A 14,384-nucleotide genomic window follows, 5' to 3' on the forward strand; every position below is an offset into this window, starting at 1 on the left:
TTATTGATGCTCCAGCATCCGCAGATTGATCCGGTGGCCATCGCCATTGGACCTATGAAAATACACTGGTATGGCCTGACCTACCTGGTTGGTTTTCTTGTTGGCTGGTGGCTGGGCCGCATTCGCGCTCGCAAACCCTGGTCGCCCATCACCGAAGTCCAGATGGGTGACATGCTTTTCTACATTGCTCTGGGTGTCATACTTGGCGGCCGCTTTGGTTATGTGATCTTCTACAACTTCGGTGCCTTCGCTGCCGACCCACTGATGTTGTTGAGGGTCTGGGAGGGAGGTATGTCCTTCCACGGAGGCCTGCTGGGCGTGATGTTCGCCATCTGGTGGTTCGGCCGCAAGGTTGGCCGCACCTTCTGGCAAATCGCCGACTTCGTCGCGCCGCTGGTGCCGGTGGGCCTGGGTGCTGGCCGTATCGGCAACTTCATCAATGGCGAACTCTGGGGCAAGCCCACGGACCTTCCCTGGGGCATGGTCTTCCGCACCGCCCCGGATGCCCTGGCGCGACACCCGTCCCAGCTTTACCAGTTTGCTCTGGAGGGCGTCGTATTTTTTATTATCCTGTGGTGGTTCTCCTCCAAACCCAGGCCCCGCATGGCCGTGTCCGGCCTGTTCCTGGCATGCTATGGCGTCTTCCGCTTCCTGGTGGAATTTGTTCGCCAGCCAGACCCTCAACTGGGTTATCTGGCCTTTGACTGGCTCACCATGGGGCAGTTGCTGTCATTCCCTATGATCCTCGCGGGTATCGCGCTGATTGTTTTTGCTTACCGGAGAAACGCTGAATGAAAGCCTATCTCGACCTGATGAAAGACGTGGTAGACAACGGCACGGACCGCGGTGACCGCACCGGTGTTGGTACCCGTTCCGTGTTCGGCCGCCAGATTCGCTTCAATCTGCAGGAAGGTTTTCCCCTGGTGACCACCAAAAAAATCCACCTGCGCAGCATCATCCAGGAGCTGTTGTGGTTCCTGCAGGGCTCCACTGACAACAACTGGCTGAAAGAGCGCAAGGTGTCCATCTGGAATGAATGGGCGTTGGAAAACGGTGACCTGGGGCCAATCTACGGCAAACAATGGCGCAGCTGGCAATGCCCGGACGGCAGCACCGTTGACCAGATCAGCGACGTGATCGACCAGATCCGCAACAAGCCCAACTCCCGCCGGCTGATCGTCTCCGCCTGGAACCCGGCCGAACTCCCTGACGAATCCATCGGCCCCCAGGACAATGTGCGTCAGGGCCGCATGGCGTTGGCCCCGTGCCACTGCCTGTTCCAGTTCTACGTTTCCGACGGCAGGCTCTCCTGCCAGCTCTACCAGCGCAGCGCAGACCTGTTCCTGGGGGTTCCATTCAACATCGCATCCTACGCCTTGCTGACTCACATGATCGCCCAGCAGTGCGACCTGGACGTCGGCGAGTTCGTGCACACCTTTGGTGATTGCCACCTGTACCAGAACCACTTGACCGACGATATCGTCTTTGAACAGCTGAAAAGATCGCCCCGGGCTTTGCCTGAGCTGGTGATCAAACGGAAGCCTTCGTCGATCTTTGAATACGAGCTTGAGGATTTCGAGTTTGACGGGTATGACCCTTACCCCGGGATTAAGGCGCCTATTGCGGTTTGAGCCTTTGGCCTGGTTTCCGGCCCTATGGTTTTTGGGGGCTGCAGGTCAGCGGGTGGGGCTTTCAGGAAACCGCCTCGAGACGTCCCTGTGCGGCTTGAGCTCCGCCATCCATGGCTCCGCACATTTCCTGAAAGCCCCACCCGCTGCCCCGCAAATGAATCGCAGAGTTCGATTTTCCGGGAGATCAGGTCAGGTTTGGGGCATCTATTCTGATTTAAGCTTAACAAGTGCTCTGTCTCGTGGTGATCATTGATCAGCTAACTGCATTGTCGAATCGCGAGAGGGCGGGAAGACGTGTCCAAAAATGTGCGGAGCCATGGATGGCGGAGCTCAAGTCGCGCATGGATGCCTTGAGGCGTTTTTTGGACACGTCTTCCCGCCCTCTTGCGGCCCCCAAATCCCGAGGGCCCCGGATCCGGAGCTCCCAAGCAAGAGGATAGACAAATAATGAGGAAGGCTCTCATAGTGGCCATGTCCCAAAACCGGGTCATCGGCCGTAACAACAAGCTCCCGTGGTACTTGCCGGGCGATCTCAAGTACTTCAAGCAGGCCACCATGGGCAAGCCCATCATCATGGGGCGGAAAACCTGGGATTCCATTGGGCGGCCATTGCCCGGGCGGATGAACGTGGTGATTTCACGGAATCCGGAATGGGAAGCGCCTGCGGGAACGGTGGCGGCAACGTCACTGGACGAAGCGTTGGTGAAAGCTGAAGCTCAGGCCGAGATTGAAGGTGGGGACGAAGTGATGATCATCGGTGGCGGACAGATTTACGCCGAAGCCTTGCCGATGGTAGATCGAATCTATGTTACCCAGGTGCACGCTGACGTGGAGGGAGACGCATTCTTTCCGGAAGTAAACTGGGATGAGTGGGAAGAAATCGGACGGGAGGATTTCTCCGCGTCCGACAACAATCCCTATGACTACAGCTTCGTAGTCTATCAGCGCTTGAGGTAGCCCTGAGCGGCTAAATCAGCCCTGACGGGGCGGGCGCTTACCGGCGGGTTTGCCACCCTTGCCCGGGGGCTTGCCCTTCGGGCCGGGTCCACCACGGCCCTTGGGGCCTTTCTTGAAGCCTGGCTTGTATCCCGGCTTGCCACCAGGACGACCACCCTTGTGGTCCCGACGCGGCGGCGCATTGGCGGAAATTTCCGGCAAGGCGTCCGGCTGATCCAGCGGCAGTGAGCCGGGCTGGGACGCTTCCAGCCAGCAGGCCAGGGCACCGGCCACCATCGCCGTGTCCATTTCATTGCGTTCGGCAATTTCATCCAGCAGCGCCATCGCCTTGGCCAGTTTACCGTCCTCGGCAAAACCCAGCAGCTGCGTTTCGAACTGCTGTTCGCGCATCTTCTTGAGCTCTACGGGCGAAGGCAGTTGATAGGATTCCATCGGCGAGTTGGTGGCACGCTCAAGTGTGCGCAGCCAGCTGCGCTCGCGGGGGGTCACCAGCAGAATCGCCTTGCCTTCACGGCCAGCACGGCCGGTGCGGCCAACCCGGTGGATATAGGCTTCGGTATCGTAAGGCACATCGTAGTTGATGACGTGGGTAATGCGGGGCACGTCCAGGCCGCGCGCAGCTACGTCTGTTGCCACGATGATATCTTTCTTGCCACGCCTGAGATCATCCACCGTCTGCTCACGCTGGCGTTGGTTCAGGTCGCCATTCAGCGGTGCCACTGAATGTCCACGGGCTGACAGCTTTTCCGCCAGCAGCGTGGTCTCCGCTTTGGTGCGTACGAAGATAATGGCAGCGTCCAGCGGCTCCACCTCAAGAATGCGTGTCAGCGCATCCAGCTTGCGTTCGGCATAAACCGGCAATACAAACTGGGAGATACGCTCAACCGTGCGGGTCTCGCTCTCGATTTTTACTTCCGTGGCATCGCGCAGATAGGTCTGGGCCACTTTCTTGATCTGCGGCGGCATGGTCGCTGAGAACAGTGCGCGCTGACAACTATCCGGTGTCTTCGCCAGAATCGCTTCCACGTCATCAATGAAACCCATGCGAAGCATTTCGTCGGCTTCGTCCAGCACCAGGGCCTTGAGGCTGTCGAGCTTCAGGGTGCCTTTGCGCAGGTGGTCCAGCATACGGCCGGGGGTTCCCACGATCACCTGGGCGCCGCGGCGCAGGCCTTTGATCTGGGGAAAGAAATCCTGGCCGCCGTATATTGGCAGTACATGGAAGTTGCGGAATTTGCTGGCGTAGGTGGTAAACGCCTCGGCCACCTGGATGGCCAGCTCCCGTGTGGGTGCCAGTACCAGAATCTGCGGCTCCATAAGGGAGGCGTCAATCCGGCTCAACAGCGGCAGCGCAAACGCTGCGGTCTTCCCGGTGCCGGTCTGGGCAACGCCCAGAAGATGTTTGCCAGCCAACAGCGCAGGAATGGTCTGGGCCTGTATGGGAGAAGGTTTTTCATAACCGACGGCGGCAACAGCTTCAAGGACAGCTGGATCCAGGCCGAGTTCGGCAAAAGACAAGTCAGACATTAATGTACTCGGAATTCGAAGGGTAAAGCATTGCAATGCAATGCATGATGTGGCGGGGATTATAACTGGTTTCTTGAGTCTTTAACACGGCTAATGCCGGTGGGGCGGTAGGTAGTTGCCGGCGCCGACGGTTGCGTTGCGGGAGGATATTCGGCAATCTCCGGATTGAATCGGATAGGATGCTAATAAGGCAAGTTGATGAATTTCGAAAAATTATTGGAAGTGGCCGCAGGCGATGGCGAAGTAACCATTCCGTCTTCGTGGGCACAGGGCCGGGCCTCCTTTGGCGGTGTGAGTGCAGCGCTTGTGTTTGACCGGATGGCGAATGTTGTCGCGCCTGGCCGGCCGCTCAGGTCCATGCAGGTGTCTTTTGTGGGCCCGGTAACGCCGGAGGAGCCTGCGACGGTCAAGGCCGAACTTCTGCGTGAAGGTAAGGCTGTCAGCCAGGTGTTGGGGCGCATTGTTCAGGGTGGTGAGCCCAGGCTGATGGTTCTTGCCAGTTTTGGTGGCGACAGGGATTCGGAAGTGCAGGTGGACGCCTTGCCAGCGCCGGACGCGACACCGGTAGACCAATGTAGCGGACTGGATTATATCAAGGGGGTTACTCCCGAATTTATCCAGCAGATTGAGATGCGCTGGGCTTTTGGTAATCTGCCGTTCAGTGGCAAGGGTGGCCGCGAGCTTGGTGGCTGGATGCAGTTCAGGAAGACTCCGGAAACCTTTTCAGACGCCCACATCATTGCCCTCGTTGATGCCTGGCCGCCTGCTGTTTTGCCCTATGTGAAAGGCCGGGTAAAAACCAGTTCCCTGACTTGGGCACTTGATATCGTGCATCCCAGGCCAGTTCTGGAGCCAGGAGACTGGCTGCTGTACAAGGCGACGATTGATGAAGCAAGTTCAGGGTACGGCCACACTTATGCGGGGATCTGGACCGCACGCGGAGAGCTGGTAGCCCTTAGTCGGCAAACGGTAACGGTCTTTGGATAACGATAATACCAACGGCCATCCCTGTCTTTGAGGTAAGGAATCCCCGTGAAACCCGTCGAAACGATGAAAGTGCTGGTGGCCAGCGTGATCGCGGTTGTGGTCATGGTGGGTATTGCCCGCTTCTCCTATACACCGATGATTCCCGAGATGGTCGGCGCGCTTGGTCTGAGCACTTCCGTAGTGGGCATGCTGGCAACGGTAAATTACGCCGGTTACCTGACCGGCGCTTTGCTGATCACCCGGATCAGCGATCTCGGGCTAAAAGTGCGGCTTTACCAGCTCGGGCTTGTTGTGGCAGTGATTTCAACGGTTCTTATGGGGTACACCACCAATGTGTGGTTGTGGTTCATTTTGCGGTTCATTTCCGGGCTCAGCACCTCAGCAGGCATGTTGCTGGGGGCAGGTCTGCTGATGAGCTGGCTGATCAGGAACAATCAGAAGTCCGAGCTGGGGGTTTTCTTTTCTGGCATCGGTCTCGGGATTGTTCTTACTGCGGTGGTGGCCGAGCTGATCAAAGATGCCTTTACCTGGGATACCCAGTGGGTGATTTACGGGTTGGTGGCGTTAGTGCTGGTGGTTCCCGCCTGGCGCTGGATGCCGGACTACAGGGCCTGCGCCTTGCCGCAAACCGCGGGCAAAGCTGCAGGGAATGAGCGGAGCCGCTTCATTCGCATACTGCAGCTGGCCTATTTTTGCGCGGGGGTGGGCTATGTGGTGACAGCCACCTTCCTGGTGGCTATCGCGGAGTCAATGCCGCAGCTCAAGGGTCACGGCTGGCTGATCTGGCTGATTGTAGGTCTCGCTGCCACACCGGCCTGCTGGCTGTGGGATGTGTTCTCGCGTCGGTGGGGTCAGTGGCTGGCGTTGTATCTGGCATACACGCTTAACGCCGTCAGTATCGTGATGCTGATCGTCAATGCCGATATGGTCAGCGTAATGCTCAGCGCCGTGATCTATGGCGCCAGCTTTATCGGTATTGTCAGCATGATGCTGGCGATGGTGGGGCGTGTTTTCCCGGAGAATCCATCCCGGCCGATGAGCCGGCTAACGTTCAGCTATGGCATAGCCCAGATGCTGGCGCCTGCTGTTGTAGGTTACCTGGCCGATGTGGAAGGTAATTACACCAACGGGCTCTGGCTAACCCTGGCTGTGATGGCGCTCGGTGTGGTGATGCTGCACCTGGCACGTAAAATGGAATAACGGGGGCAGGATGCATCTGCGAGCTCCCCGCAATAGCGGCCGAAGTAATCGGATTCGGAACGCCTTTATTCCATTTCCGGCAGGGTTTCGGTAAAACTCCCCGTGTCGCGCAGACCTCCGAAGCGTTTATAGAACTTCTCACCGGGCCCTGGCAGAGGGCCGGAAGCATTCTCCAGAGTCTCGTCCAGCCACTGCTCGGCGCGCACATAGATCTGACGGTAAAGGTTGCGACAAAGCTGCTTGGCGCTGCGGCCCTCCCAGTCCCCCGGTAACAGTTCATCGGGCAGCAGGGGGTCACGAAGCAATATCTTGCGATACTCGTGGATCAGCAGGATCCGCAGAAGCAGACATTCCTCCGGGTTAAGGGTGTCCTCAGACTGAAGCTCCCGCCACAAAGGGCGGAACTGTTTCAGAAAGCGCCTGTAACGACCCCCGAGTTCATCCAGGTTCCAGCTTTCGCGAACCTGTAGGCGAAGTGCTCTGGGGCTCTTCTGCTCCATGGGCATGGTCTGCATCACGATGGTGTCGTCCACGGCACCCCATTCCTGCAGCATGGGCATCAGTTCGTTGCGGGTAAACCTCGGGTGCTCCATCAGCCCCGGGGCCATACTGCCAAAGCTGAGCCACTTCAGTTCTTCCCTGACTTTCTGACGAAGTTCCGGAGCCAGCTGATTCAGGTAGACAAGGCACCAGCTGCCGTTCCACTCCGCCGTATCGAGATTGTAAACATGCTGAAAGGCCTGCTCGAACCGACGCAGGCCGGGGCCGGTGAGGCTGTAATAACTGCAGCGCCCGACCTTTTCGGTTTGCAGCCATGACTCCTGAACCAGGCGATACACCGAGGTGCGTACCAGACGCTGACTGATGCCCATGGGTTCTACCAGTTTCATCAGGCTGCCAAGCCAGACATTGCCGCCGCGGGGGACGATGGCGTCGCCATAGATGGTAATGATGAGAGAGCCGGCACGGAGTGGCCGTTTCTTCTGGAAGTTTTTGACGAGCAGTTCGAGCTGGTTTTTTGCAGTCATGGCCCTGGGTTCGCAAATAAGAATCAATGAAACACGCTGCGCGTATTATGCGGGTCTTACGTGTCAGGTAAAGACTTGTCTCTCTGATTGCCGTGCTGGCGGGTTGCGTCAGCGTCAGCTTTACTGAAAGAGCCTTGGCCGGACCCCCTGAAATCGGTTGACATGGAAGTTATGATACAATAACTTCGTTTGATATTCGTCAATGGTATCGAATTTTACCGGGAGCGAAGAAAACAGGACTGGTGTGATCAAGGATGAAGTAACAAAACATACTCAAGCCCCTGCACAATTCGGGAGAACAAAAACAATGCTTAAAACTATGATGCGTCGCGCAGGAAAATGCGCAGCCGTTGCTGCTGCCGGTCTCATGATGATGAGTGCTCAGGCAGCTGAACCTATCAAAATCGGGTCGTTCCTGTCTGTCACGGGTCCCGCATCCTTCCTGGGCGACCCCGAGCTGAAAACGCTCGAGATGTACGTCGAAAAAATCAATGAAGAAGGCGGTGTTCTTGGGCGTCAGCTAGAGCTGATTCACTATGACGACGTTGGCAATGCCTCTTCTGCCCGTAACTTCGCCAGTCGCCTGATCCGCTCGGATCAGGTTGATATCATCGTTGGTGGCAGCACCACCGGTGCCACCATGGCTGCGGTACCTCTGATTGAGCAGGCTCAGGTTCCCTTCATTTCCCTGGCTGGTGCAGTGGTTATTACCACTCCGGTGAAGAAGTGGGTATTCAAGACGCCTCAGTCTGACCGCATGGCGGCAGAGCGCATCCTGGCGGACATGAAAAACCGTGGTATCACCAAAATCGGCCTGATTTCCGGTACCGGTGGTTTTGGCAGTTCCGGCCGCACCCAGACTCTGGAAGTGGCAGAGAAGATGGGCATGGAAGTGGTGGCCGATGTCACCTACAGCGGATCTGATACAGACATGACCGCCCAGTTGACCAATATCCGTAACACGAAGGGTGTTGAGGCGGTTCTGAACTTCGGTTTCGGTCAGGGCCCGGCAATTGTGACCCGGAATTACGCCCAGCTGGGTATGGAACTTCCGTTCTATCAGTCCCACGGTGTTGCGTCTGACAGCTTCCTCGAACTGGCTGGCTCCTCTGCGGAAGGTCTGCGCCTGCCGGCATCTCCGCTGCTGGTTCCGGACTCCCTGCCGGAAGATGATCCCCAGAAAGAAGTGGTGCAGAACTACAAGGCGGAGTACGAGGCTCGTTGGGATTCCAAGGTTTCAACCTTCGGTGCCTACGCATACGACGGGCTGATGCTGGCGGTTCGTGCCATCGAAGAAGCTGGCTCTACCGACCCTGCGGCTGTGCGCGATGCACTGGAGAACATCAAGGGTTACGTTGGGGTCACCGGTGAGTTCAATATGTCTCCGGAAGACCACAATGGCCTTGATGCAGATTCCTTCCGCATTCTGGAAGTCCAGAACGGCGAATGGAAACTGATTGACTGATATCCCTTTCACCTGTCTCGCGGTTGGCGGCTGTCCTTTCGGATAAGTCGCCAGCCGATGTTCGACCGGAACCACCGCTATGCTCGCAGAATTCTTACAGTACCTGTTCACCGGGATAACTATCGGTGCGACCTACGCCCTGATAGCCCTCGGTTTTACCCTGATTTACAACGCCAGCCATGTCATCAACTTTGCCCAGGGCGAATTCCTGATGATAGGAGGCATGGCGACAGTTTCCCTGACGGCCATGGGAGTACCCATGGTGCTTGCGGTCGTGCTGGCGGTCATTCTGGCCGGTGTGCTGGGGATTGCCCTTCAACGACTGGCCATTGCACCGGCCAAGCAGGCCGATGTAGTTACCCTGATTATCATCACCATCGGTGCATCCATCTTTATTCGTGGTATTGCCCAGGTGGTTTGGGGCAAGCAGTACCATGTTATGCAGAATTTCAGCACCAATGAGCCGATCGAGGTATTTGGTGCGGTTCTGAACAGCCAGAGCCTCTGGGTTCTGGGAATCGGCGCGATAATGGTAGTCGGTCTGGTGTTGTTCTTCACCAAAACGCTCATAGGCAAGGCCATTTTGGCAACTTCCATGAACAAGGAAGCGGCGCGCCTGGTGGGTATCCGCACCCAGATGGTGTTGATGCTGGCCTTCATGGTGTCTGCGTTGCTGGGTTCTGTGGCCGGTATTGTGGTGGCACCTATCACCTTCACCTCTTATGACATCGGCATCATCCTGGGTCTGAAAGGTTTTGTCGCGGCCGCTATCGGTGGCCTGGGCAGCGGTGTGGGTGCGGTTGTCGGTGGCCTTGCCCTTGGAATTGTTGAGGCCATGGCGGCCGGTTATATCTCTTCCGATTACAAGGATGCGGTCGCATTTTCCATGATTCTGCTGGTGCTCTTCTTCATGCCCCGCGGACTCTTCGGTGCCAAAGTCGTGGAGCGTGTCTGATGTTGAATCGTTTTATGCAGTCGCGTCTCCGGGGCCTGATGGTCCTCACACTGATCCTTCTTGTTCTGCCGGCTTTTCTGAGCAACCCCTTTCACTATGAGCTGGCTACCCAGATAGCCATTATTGCCGCTACGGTGGTCGGCCTGAACCTGTTGGTAGGCTTTGCGGGGCAGATCAGCCTTGGTCACGCCGGGTTTTTTGGTCTCGGTGCCTACTTCACAGGGATAGCCACGGGAACCTATGGCTGGCCGTCTGTGCCGGCGCTGCTGGTAGGTGCCGCCGTTGTTGGTATTATTGCCTGGGTTGTCGGGCGTCCGATTCTGCGTCTTAAAGGGCACTACCTTTCCATGGCGACCCTTGCAGTGGGTTTTATTATTGCCATTATCCTGAACAACGAACGGGCTATTACCGGTGGCCCCGATGGTATGCCGGTCCCGGCTTTTGAGGTGTTTGGCTGGGAGCTCAGTTCATTTGGCGCATACTCATTATTCGGGCTGGAGATTTCCGGCGTTCAGGCTTGGTATATGTTTGCCAGTGCTGTTCTTCTCGTGGCGGTCTGGTTTGCCCTGAACCTGATTGAATCTCCCATTGGCCGAGCTTTGCGTTCCGTGCATGGTTCGGAAGTGGCGGCCAGTGTCGTCGGCGTCAATACCGCGAAGTACAAGAGCCTCGTGTTCGTGATCTCTGCCATTTACGCCAGCCTGATGGGTGGCCTCTACGCTCACTTCCAGGGCTTTATCACGCCTGCAGTAGCAAGCTTCGAGTTCTCCATTCTCTTTATCACTATGGTCGTGCTCGGTGGCATGGGATCCACATTCGGTGTGATTCTCGGTGCCGTGGTGCTGAAGCTGTTGCCGCAGGTGCTGGCGGACTTCCAGGAACTCGAAACAGTCATGTTCGGCCTGATCCTGATGTTGACCATGATCTTCATGCCCAAGGGGCTGTTACCAACGCTGACCGCAGTTGTTTCCAAAAGAATGCGCAAGAAAGCGGGAGGTGAGGCATGACAGCTCTGGTTGAAGTCAAAGGGTTGGATAAGGCCTTTGGTGGTGTTCATGCGGTGGAAGGTGTCAGCTTCGCCGTGGAGGCGGGGCAGGTCTATTCTGTCATAGGCCCGAACGGTGCCGGAAAAACCACGCTTTTCAACCTGATCACCGGGCTCTATATCCCCACCAAGGGTGAGATTCTGCTGAATGGTGAGAGTACCTCCAGGCTGGAACCGAACCAACTTGCGGAACGGGGTATGTGCCGGACGTTTCAGCAGATGCAGATCTGTATGAACATGACCGCCATTGAGAATGTGATGCTCGGCCGGCACCTCCAGCTCAAGAGCAACCTGTTCACCACACTGTTCCGCTTGCCGGCTTTGCGCCGGGACGAGGAGTTTGCTTACAAGCGCGCCGCTGAACTTATGGAATACGTGGGGTGTGGCGAGTACGTGGGCGCCGAAGCCTCTGCGATGTCCTACGGTGCGCTCAAGCGGCTGGAGATTGCCCGGGCCTTGGCGGCGGAACCCAAGGTCATCCTGCTGGATGAGCCGGCCGCAGGCCTGAACGCCACGGAGACCGCAGCCCTGGAAGACCTTATTCGGAAAATAGCGGATCAGGGCATAACCGTGATGCTGGTTGAGCACGATATGAAACTGGTGATGGGGATATCCGACCGGTTGCTCGTACTTAACTATGGTCGCGTTTTGGCCGAAGGCACGCCCGAAGAAATCCGTCAGAACCCTGACGTTATCGCCGCCTATCTGGGTGGCTGAGCAAGGAGACATTTCACATGAGCGAGCAACACACTGAAATGGCGCCTGCCCGGTCACGCAGTGAGCAGGCCGTCCGAATTATTGTGCACGAACATCAGGCGCTGTGGCGGATCCTCGATCTGCTGGATCAGCTACTGAGTGATATGAACGTCAACGATCAGCGGCCGGATGAGCGGCTGGTCAAGACGATCTTTGATTACATTCAGCACTTCTCCCAACGGGTGCACAGTACGCCCACGGACATCGAGCTCTACAAGCGGCTCAGTGAGAAGTCCCCGGAAACAGCGCCCCTGCTTGAGAAGCTGGCCAAGGGCTATGTGATCGGGCATGAAAAGCTTCTTGAGTTGCGCGAGCTGCTGGCGGAATGCGAAGAACGCTGGCCGGAAGGTCGTGAGGAATTCAGTCATGCCCTGGCACGTTTCACGGAAGCCCTTCGCAAGCATATCCGCAAGGAAGAGGGCGTGGTTATTCCCCGGGCCCGGAAACTGCTGACCGAGGAAGACTGGCAGCAGATCATCGAAGCGCGGGATGTGGAAAACGACCCCTTGTTTGGTGAACGGGTGCGGGAAGAGTTCCGGGAGCTGCGTCACCAGATTGTCAGTTACACACCGGAGAAATTCGGGGGGCTGGGTCTCAAGCACGCAGACCGGGTGACTGCGCCTCACGCAAAGCAGGAAATGCTGTCCATCAAGGGGCTTGTGACGTCCTATGGCCAGATTGAGGTTCTGCACGATGTGGACATCCATATCAACAGTGGCGAGATTGTCTCCCTGGTGGGCGCCAACGGAGCTGGCAAATCCACACTGCTGATGACGATCTCGGGGCTGCAGCCTACAGACCGTGGCGCGATCACCTTTGAGGGCAAGGATCTGGCGAAGATCCCCGCCGATCAGCGGGTGGCTGATGGCATTGTTCAGGTGCCGGAGGGGAGACAGGTGTTCAAGGACCTCAGTGTTCATGACAACCTTTTGCTGGGCGCCTATACCCGTGGCAGGACGCCTGAGGTGATGGACGACCTGGAGCGCATGTACACCAAGTTCCCCATCCTTCGCCAGAAGCGCCACAACCTGGCCGGTGAGCTGTCCGGAGGTCAACAGCAAATGCTGGCCATGGGGCGGGCCCTGATGGCCAAGCCAAGGTTGTTGCTTATGGATGAGCCCAGCATGGGCCTGGCGCCGTTGATCATCGAAGAGATCTTCAACATCGTCAAGGAGCTGAAGGAAGAGGGCATCACCATCTTCCTGGTTGAGCAGAATGCGTCCCAGGCGCTGGCGTTGGCCGACCGTGGTTATGTGCTTGAAACCGGCAAGGTGGTAATTGAAGGCACTGGCCGTGAACTGCTCAGCAATGAGAAAGTTCGTGAAGCATACCTGGGTATGTGATGTTCCAGGTTCGGACCACACAAAGCGCCGCACATTGCGGGGCTTTGTGTTTCACGACCAGTGGACTTTTGAGGGGTTCTGTCAGATAAGATTGTAAAGGAACACTATCGCTATGCCGGCGGGCGTCAGATAGCGGAGTACAAACATAAAGGCCCTGAAGGCACCGCCTTGCAGGCCAATATCCCCCGGCAGACCTTCCCGCTTCATGGCCCAGCCTGCGAACAGGGCAATGGCCAGGCCACCCAGGGGCATCATCAGGTTGGACACCAGGAAGTCGAGCAGGTCGAACACGGTCTTGCCTTCAAAGAACACGATGAACTCCAGCGGATGAAGGTCTTCCCAGACGTTGAACGACAGCACCGTGCCGATGCCGATGAACCAGATCGCCAGCCCGCCACCTAGCGCACTTTTGGCCCGGCCGACTCCTTTGTGTTCTTCCAGCCATTCCACCACCGGCTCGAGCATGGAGATGGCGGAGGTAATGGCCGCCACCAGTAGCAGGGCGAAGAAAACGGTGCCGAACAGGGCGCCACCGATCATCTGGCCAAAAGCCAGCGGCAGGGTCACAAAGATCAGGCCGGGACCGGCGCCCGGTTCGAGGCCGTTGGCAAACACCAGGGGAAAAATGGCGAGTCCGGCCAGCAGCGCAACACTGGTGTCCAGAACGGTGATGGTCATTGCGGTTCTGGCGATATTGACGTCCTTCGGCAGGTAGGAGCCATAAGCCATGAGCACACCTATACCAATGCTCAGGGTGAAGGCGGCATGCCCGAGGGCGGTCAGCACGCCGGCCGTGGTCAGCTTGCTGAAATCCGGGGAGAACATGAAGCTCACTGCACGGCCAAAGCTGCCACTGTTCATGGCATAGATCACCATGGCAATCAGCAGCACGAACAACAGCGGCATCAGCATGTTCACGGCTTTCTCAAGCCCTGAGCGAATGCCGCGGCCAACGATAAACACAACAATCGCCATGAACACGGAGTGCCACAGCAACAGTTCCCAGGGGTTTGCGAGCAACCCGCCGAACTGACCGCCAATGGTTTCGGCATCGGCGCCGGTAAACAGGCCAGAAGCCGCCTTGCCGATGTAAACCAGGGCCCAGCCGCCGATCACGGCATAGAAAGACAGCACCAGAAACGAAGCGATAACGCCGTTCCAGCCGATGATTCTCCAGCCCCTCGCGGTGCCCTCGGTGTGGGTCAGGGTTCGCATGGTGGCTACCGGGCTCTGGCCGCCCCGGCGGCCGATCATGGTTTCAGCGATCAATACCGGCACGCCAATAAGAAAAATACAGGCAAGGTAGACAAGGACGAAAGCGCCGCCGCCATTCTCACCGGTAATGTAGGGAAACTTCCAGATGTTCCCGAGGCCGACTGCCGAGCCGGCAGCAGCAAGGATGAAGGCCATCCGTGAAGACCAGAGGTTGTTGGCCTGCTGGTGTGGTTGGGAATTCTGACTCATTGAGGTCTCCGCGTAGTTGTTTTTGT

The 14,384-nt window shown here is 57.3% G+C and carries 13 protein-coding genes and 1 pseudogene; 11 read left to right on the plus strand and 3 right to left on the minus strand.

Annotation, left to right across the window (positions count from 1 at the left end; genetic code table 11):
• Positions 1-6: 6 nt before the first annotated feature.
• The 3 genes from lgt (at position 7) to FDP08_RS16530 (ending at position 2,588) form a co-directional block, all read left to right on the plus strand.
• Positions 7-795: a prolipoprotein diacylglyceryl transferase gene (gene lgt / locus FDP08_RS16520; protein ID WP_137437405.1), complete on the plus strand. Its 789-nt coding sequence runs from the start codon at positions 7-9 to the stop codon at positions 793-795.
• Entirely contained in the window at positions 792-1,631 is an 840-nt protein-coding gene (locus FDP08_RS16525; RefSeq protein WP_137437406.1) for a thymidylate synthase, read from the plus strand. Before lgt ends, FDP08_RS16525 begins: the two co-directional genes overlap by 4 nt.
• 447 nt (positions 1,632-2,078) lie before the next feature.
• Positions 2,079-2,588, plus strand: a complete 510-nt coding sequence (locus tag FDP08_RS16530; RefSeq protein WP_137437407.1) for a dihydrofolate reductase — start codon at positions 2,079-2,081, stop codon at positions 2,586-2,588.
• 15 nt (positions 2,589-2,603) lie between these two features.
• On the opposite strand, the gene FDP08_RS16535 is transcribed toward FDP08_RS16530, so the two are convergent.
• Positions 2,604-4,115, minus strand: coding sequence for a DEAD/DEAH box helicase (locus tag FDP08_RS16535; RefSeq protein ID WP_137437408.1), 1,512 nt, complete (start codon positions 4,113-4,115; stop codon positions 2,604-2,606).
• A 198-nt stretch (positions 4,116-4,313) separates the two neighbouring features.
• Between FDP08_RS16535 and FDP08_RS16540 the strand changes: the two genes are divergently transcribed.
• Both FDP08_RS16540 and FDP08_RS16545 read left to right on the plus strand, forming a co-directional pair.
• Complete coding sequence (locus tag FDP08_RS16540) at positions 4,314-5,102, plus strand: acyl-CoA thioesterase (protein WP_137437409.1); 789 nt, start codon at positions 4,314-4,316, stop codon at positions 5,100-5,102.
• Between the two features lie 45 nt (positions 5,103-5,147).
• Entirely contained in the window at positions 5,148-6,302 is a 1,155-nt protein-coding gene (locus FDP08_RS16545; protein WP_137437410.1) for a YbfB/YjiJ family MFS transporter, read from the plus strand.
• A 65-nt stretch (positions 6,303-6,367) separates the two neighbouring features.
• On the opposite strand, the gene paaX is transcribed toward FDP08_RS16545, so the two are convergent.
• A complete protein-coding gene (gene paaX / locus FDP08_RS16550) occupies positions 6,368-7,330 on the minus strand; it encodes a phenylacetic acid degradation operon negative regulatory protein PaaX (RefSeq protein ID WP_137437411.1) in 963 nt (320 codons plus the stop codon).
• 307 nt (positions 7,331-7,637) lie between these two features.
• On the opposite strand from paaX, the gene FDP08_RS16555 reads away from it, so the two are divergent.
• The 6 genes and pseudogenes from FDP08_RS16555 to FDP08_RS20525 all read left to right on the plus strand — a co-directional run bounded on the left by FDP08_RS16555 (position 7,638) and on the right by FDP08_RS20525 (position 12,894).
• Entirely contained in the window at positions 7,638-8,795 is a 1,158-nt protein-coding gene (locus FDP08_RS16555; protein WP_137437412.1) for an ABC transporter substrate-binding protein, read from the plus strand.
• Positions 8,796-8,874: 79 nt separating this feature from the next.
• The gene (locus FDP08_RS16560) at positions 8,875-9,750 is read left to right on the plus strand and encodes a branched-chain amino acid ABC transporter permease (protein WP_137437413.1); all 876 of its coding nucleotides are present in this window, start codon (positions 8,875-8,877) and stop codon (positions 9,748-9,750) included.
• A complete protein-coding gene (locus FDP08_RS16565) occupies positions 9,750-10,757 on the plus strand; it encodes a branched-chain amino acid ABC transporter permease (protein ID WP_137437414.1) in 1,008 nt (335 codons plus the stop codon). Before FDP08_RS16560 ends, FDP08_RS16565 begins: the two co-directional genes overlap by 1 nt.
• Positions 10,754-11,512 carry an ABC transporter ATP-binding protein gene (locus FDP08_RS16570; protein ID WP_137437415.1) on the plus strand — a complete coding sequence of 253 codons (759 nt, stop codon included), beginning with the start codon at positions 10,754-10,756 and terminating at the stop codon, positions 11,510-11,512. The genes FDP08_RS16565 and FDP08_RS16570 overlap by 4 nt, the downstream gene beginning before the upstream one ends.
• 38 nt (positions 11,513-11,550) lie before the next feature.
• Positions 11,551-11,979, plus strand: a pseudogene (locus FDP08_RS20520) (hemerythrin domain-containing protein); the annotation flags it as partial.
• 210 nt (positions 11,980-12,189) lie between these two features.
• Entirely contained in the window at positions 12,190-12,894 is a 705-nt protein-coding gene (locus tag FDP08_RS20525; RefSeq protein ID WP_228263396.1) for an ABC transporter ATP-binding protein, read from the plus strand.
• A gap of 81 nt (positions 12,895-12,975) precedes the next feature.
• Here the strand turns inward: FDP08_RS20525 and FDP08_RS16580 are convergent, their stop codons facing one another.
• A complete protein-coding gene (locus FDP08_RS16580) occupies positions 12,976-14,358 on the minus strand; it encodes a sodium-dependent transporter (protein ID WP_137437417.1) in 1,383 nt (460 codons plus the stop codon).
• Between the last annotated feature and the right edge of the window lie 26 nt (positions 14,359-14,384).

Origin of the sequence: Marinobacter panjinensis, assembly GCF_005298175.1 — a bacterium.
Classification (GTDB): Bacteria; Pseudomonadota; Gammaproteobacteria; order Pseudomonadales; family Oleiphilaceae; genus Marinobacter; species Marinobacter panjinensis.

Coding starts and splice junctions, on each gene's coding strand:
- lgt (WP_137437405.1), top strand. CDS start 7: ATGCTCCAGCATCCGCAGATTGATCCGGTGGCCATCGCCATTGGACCT.
- FDP08_RS16525 (WP_137437406.1), top strand. CDS start 792: ATGAAAGCCTATCTCGACCTGATGAAAGACGTGGTAGACAACGGCACG.
- FDP08_RS16530 (WP_137437407.1), top strand. CDS start 2,079: ATGAGGAAGGCTCTCATAGTGGCCATGTCCCAAAACCGGGTCATCGGC.
- FDP08_RS16535 (WP_137437408.1), bottom strand. CDS start 4,115: ATGTCTGACTTGTCTTTTGCCGAACTCGGCCTGGATCCAGCTGTCCTT.
- FDP08_RS16540 (WP_137437409.1), top strand. CDS start 4,314: ATGAATTTCGAAAAATTATTGGAAGTGGCCGCAGGCGATGGCGAAGTA.
- paaX (WP_137437411.1), bottom strand. CDS start 7,330: ATGACTGCAAAAAACCAGCTCGAACTGCTCGTCAAAAACTTCCAGAAG.
- FDP08_RS16555 (WP_137437412.1), top strand. CDS start 7,638: ATGCTTAAAACTATGATGCGTCGCGCAGGAAAATGCGCAGCCGTTGCT.
- FDP08_RS16560 (WP_137437413.1), top strand. CDS start 8,875: ATGCTCGCAGAATTCTTACAGTACCTGTTCACCGGGATAACTATCGGT.
- FDP08_RS16565 (WP_137437414.1), top strand. CDS start 9,750: ATGTTGAATCGTTTTATGCAGTCGCGTCTCCGGGGCCTGATGGTCCTC.
- FDP08_RS16570 (WP_137437415.1), top strand. CDS start 10,754: ATGACAGCTCTGGTTGAAGTCAAAGGGTTGGATAAGGCCTTTGGTGGT.
- FDP08_RS20525 (WP_228263396.1), top strand. CDS start 12,190: ATGCTGTCCATCAAGGGGCTTGTGACGTCCTATGGCCAGATTGAGGTT.
- FDP08_RS16580 (WP_137437417.1), bottom strand. CDS start 14,358: ATGAGTCAGAATTCCCAACCACACCAGCAGGCCAACAACCTCTGGTCT.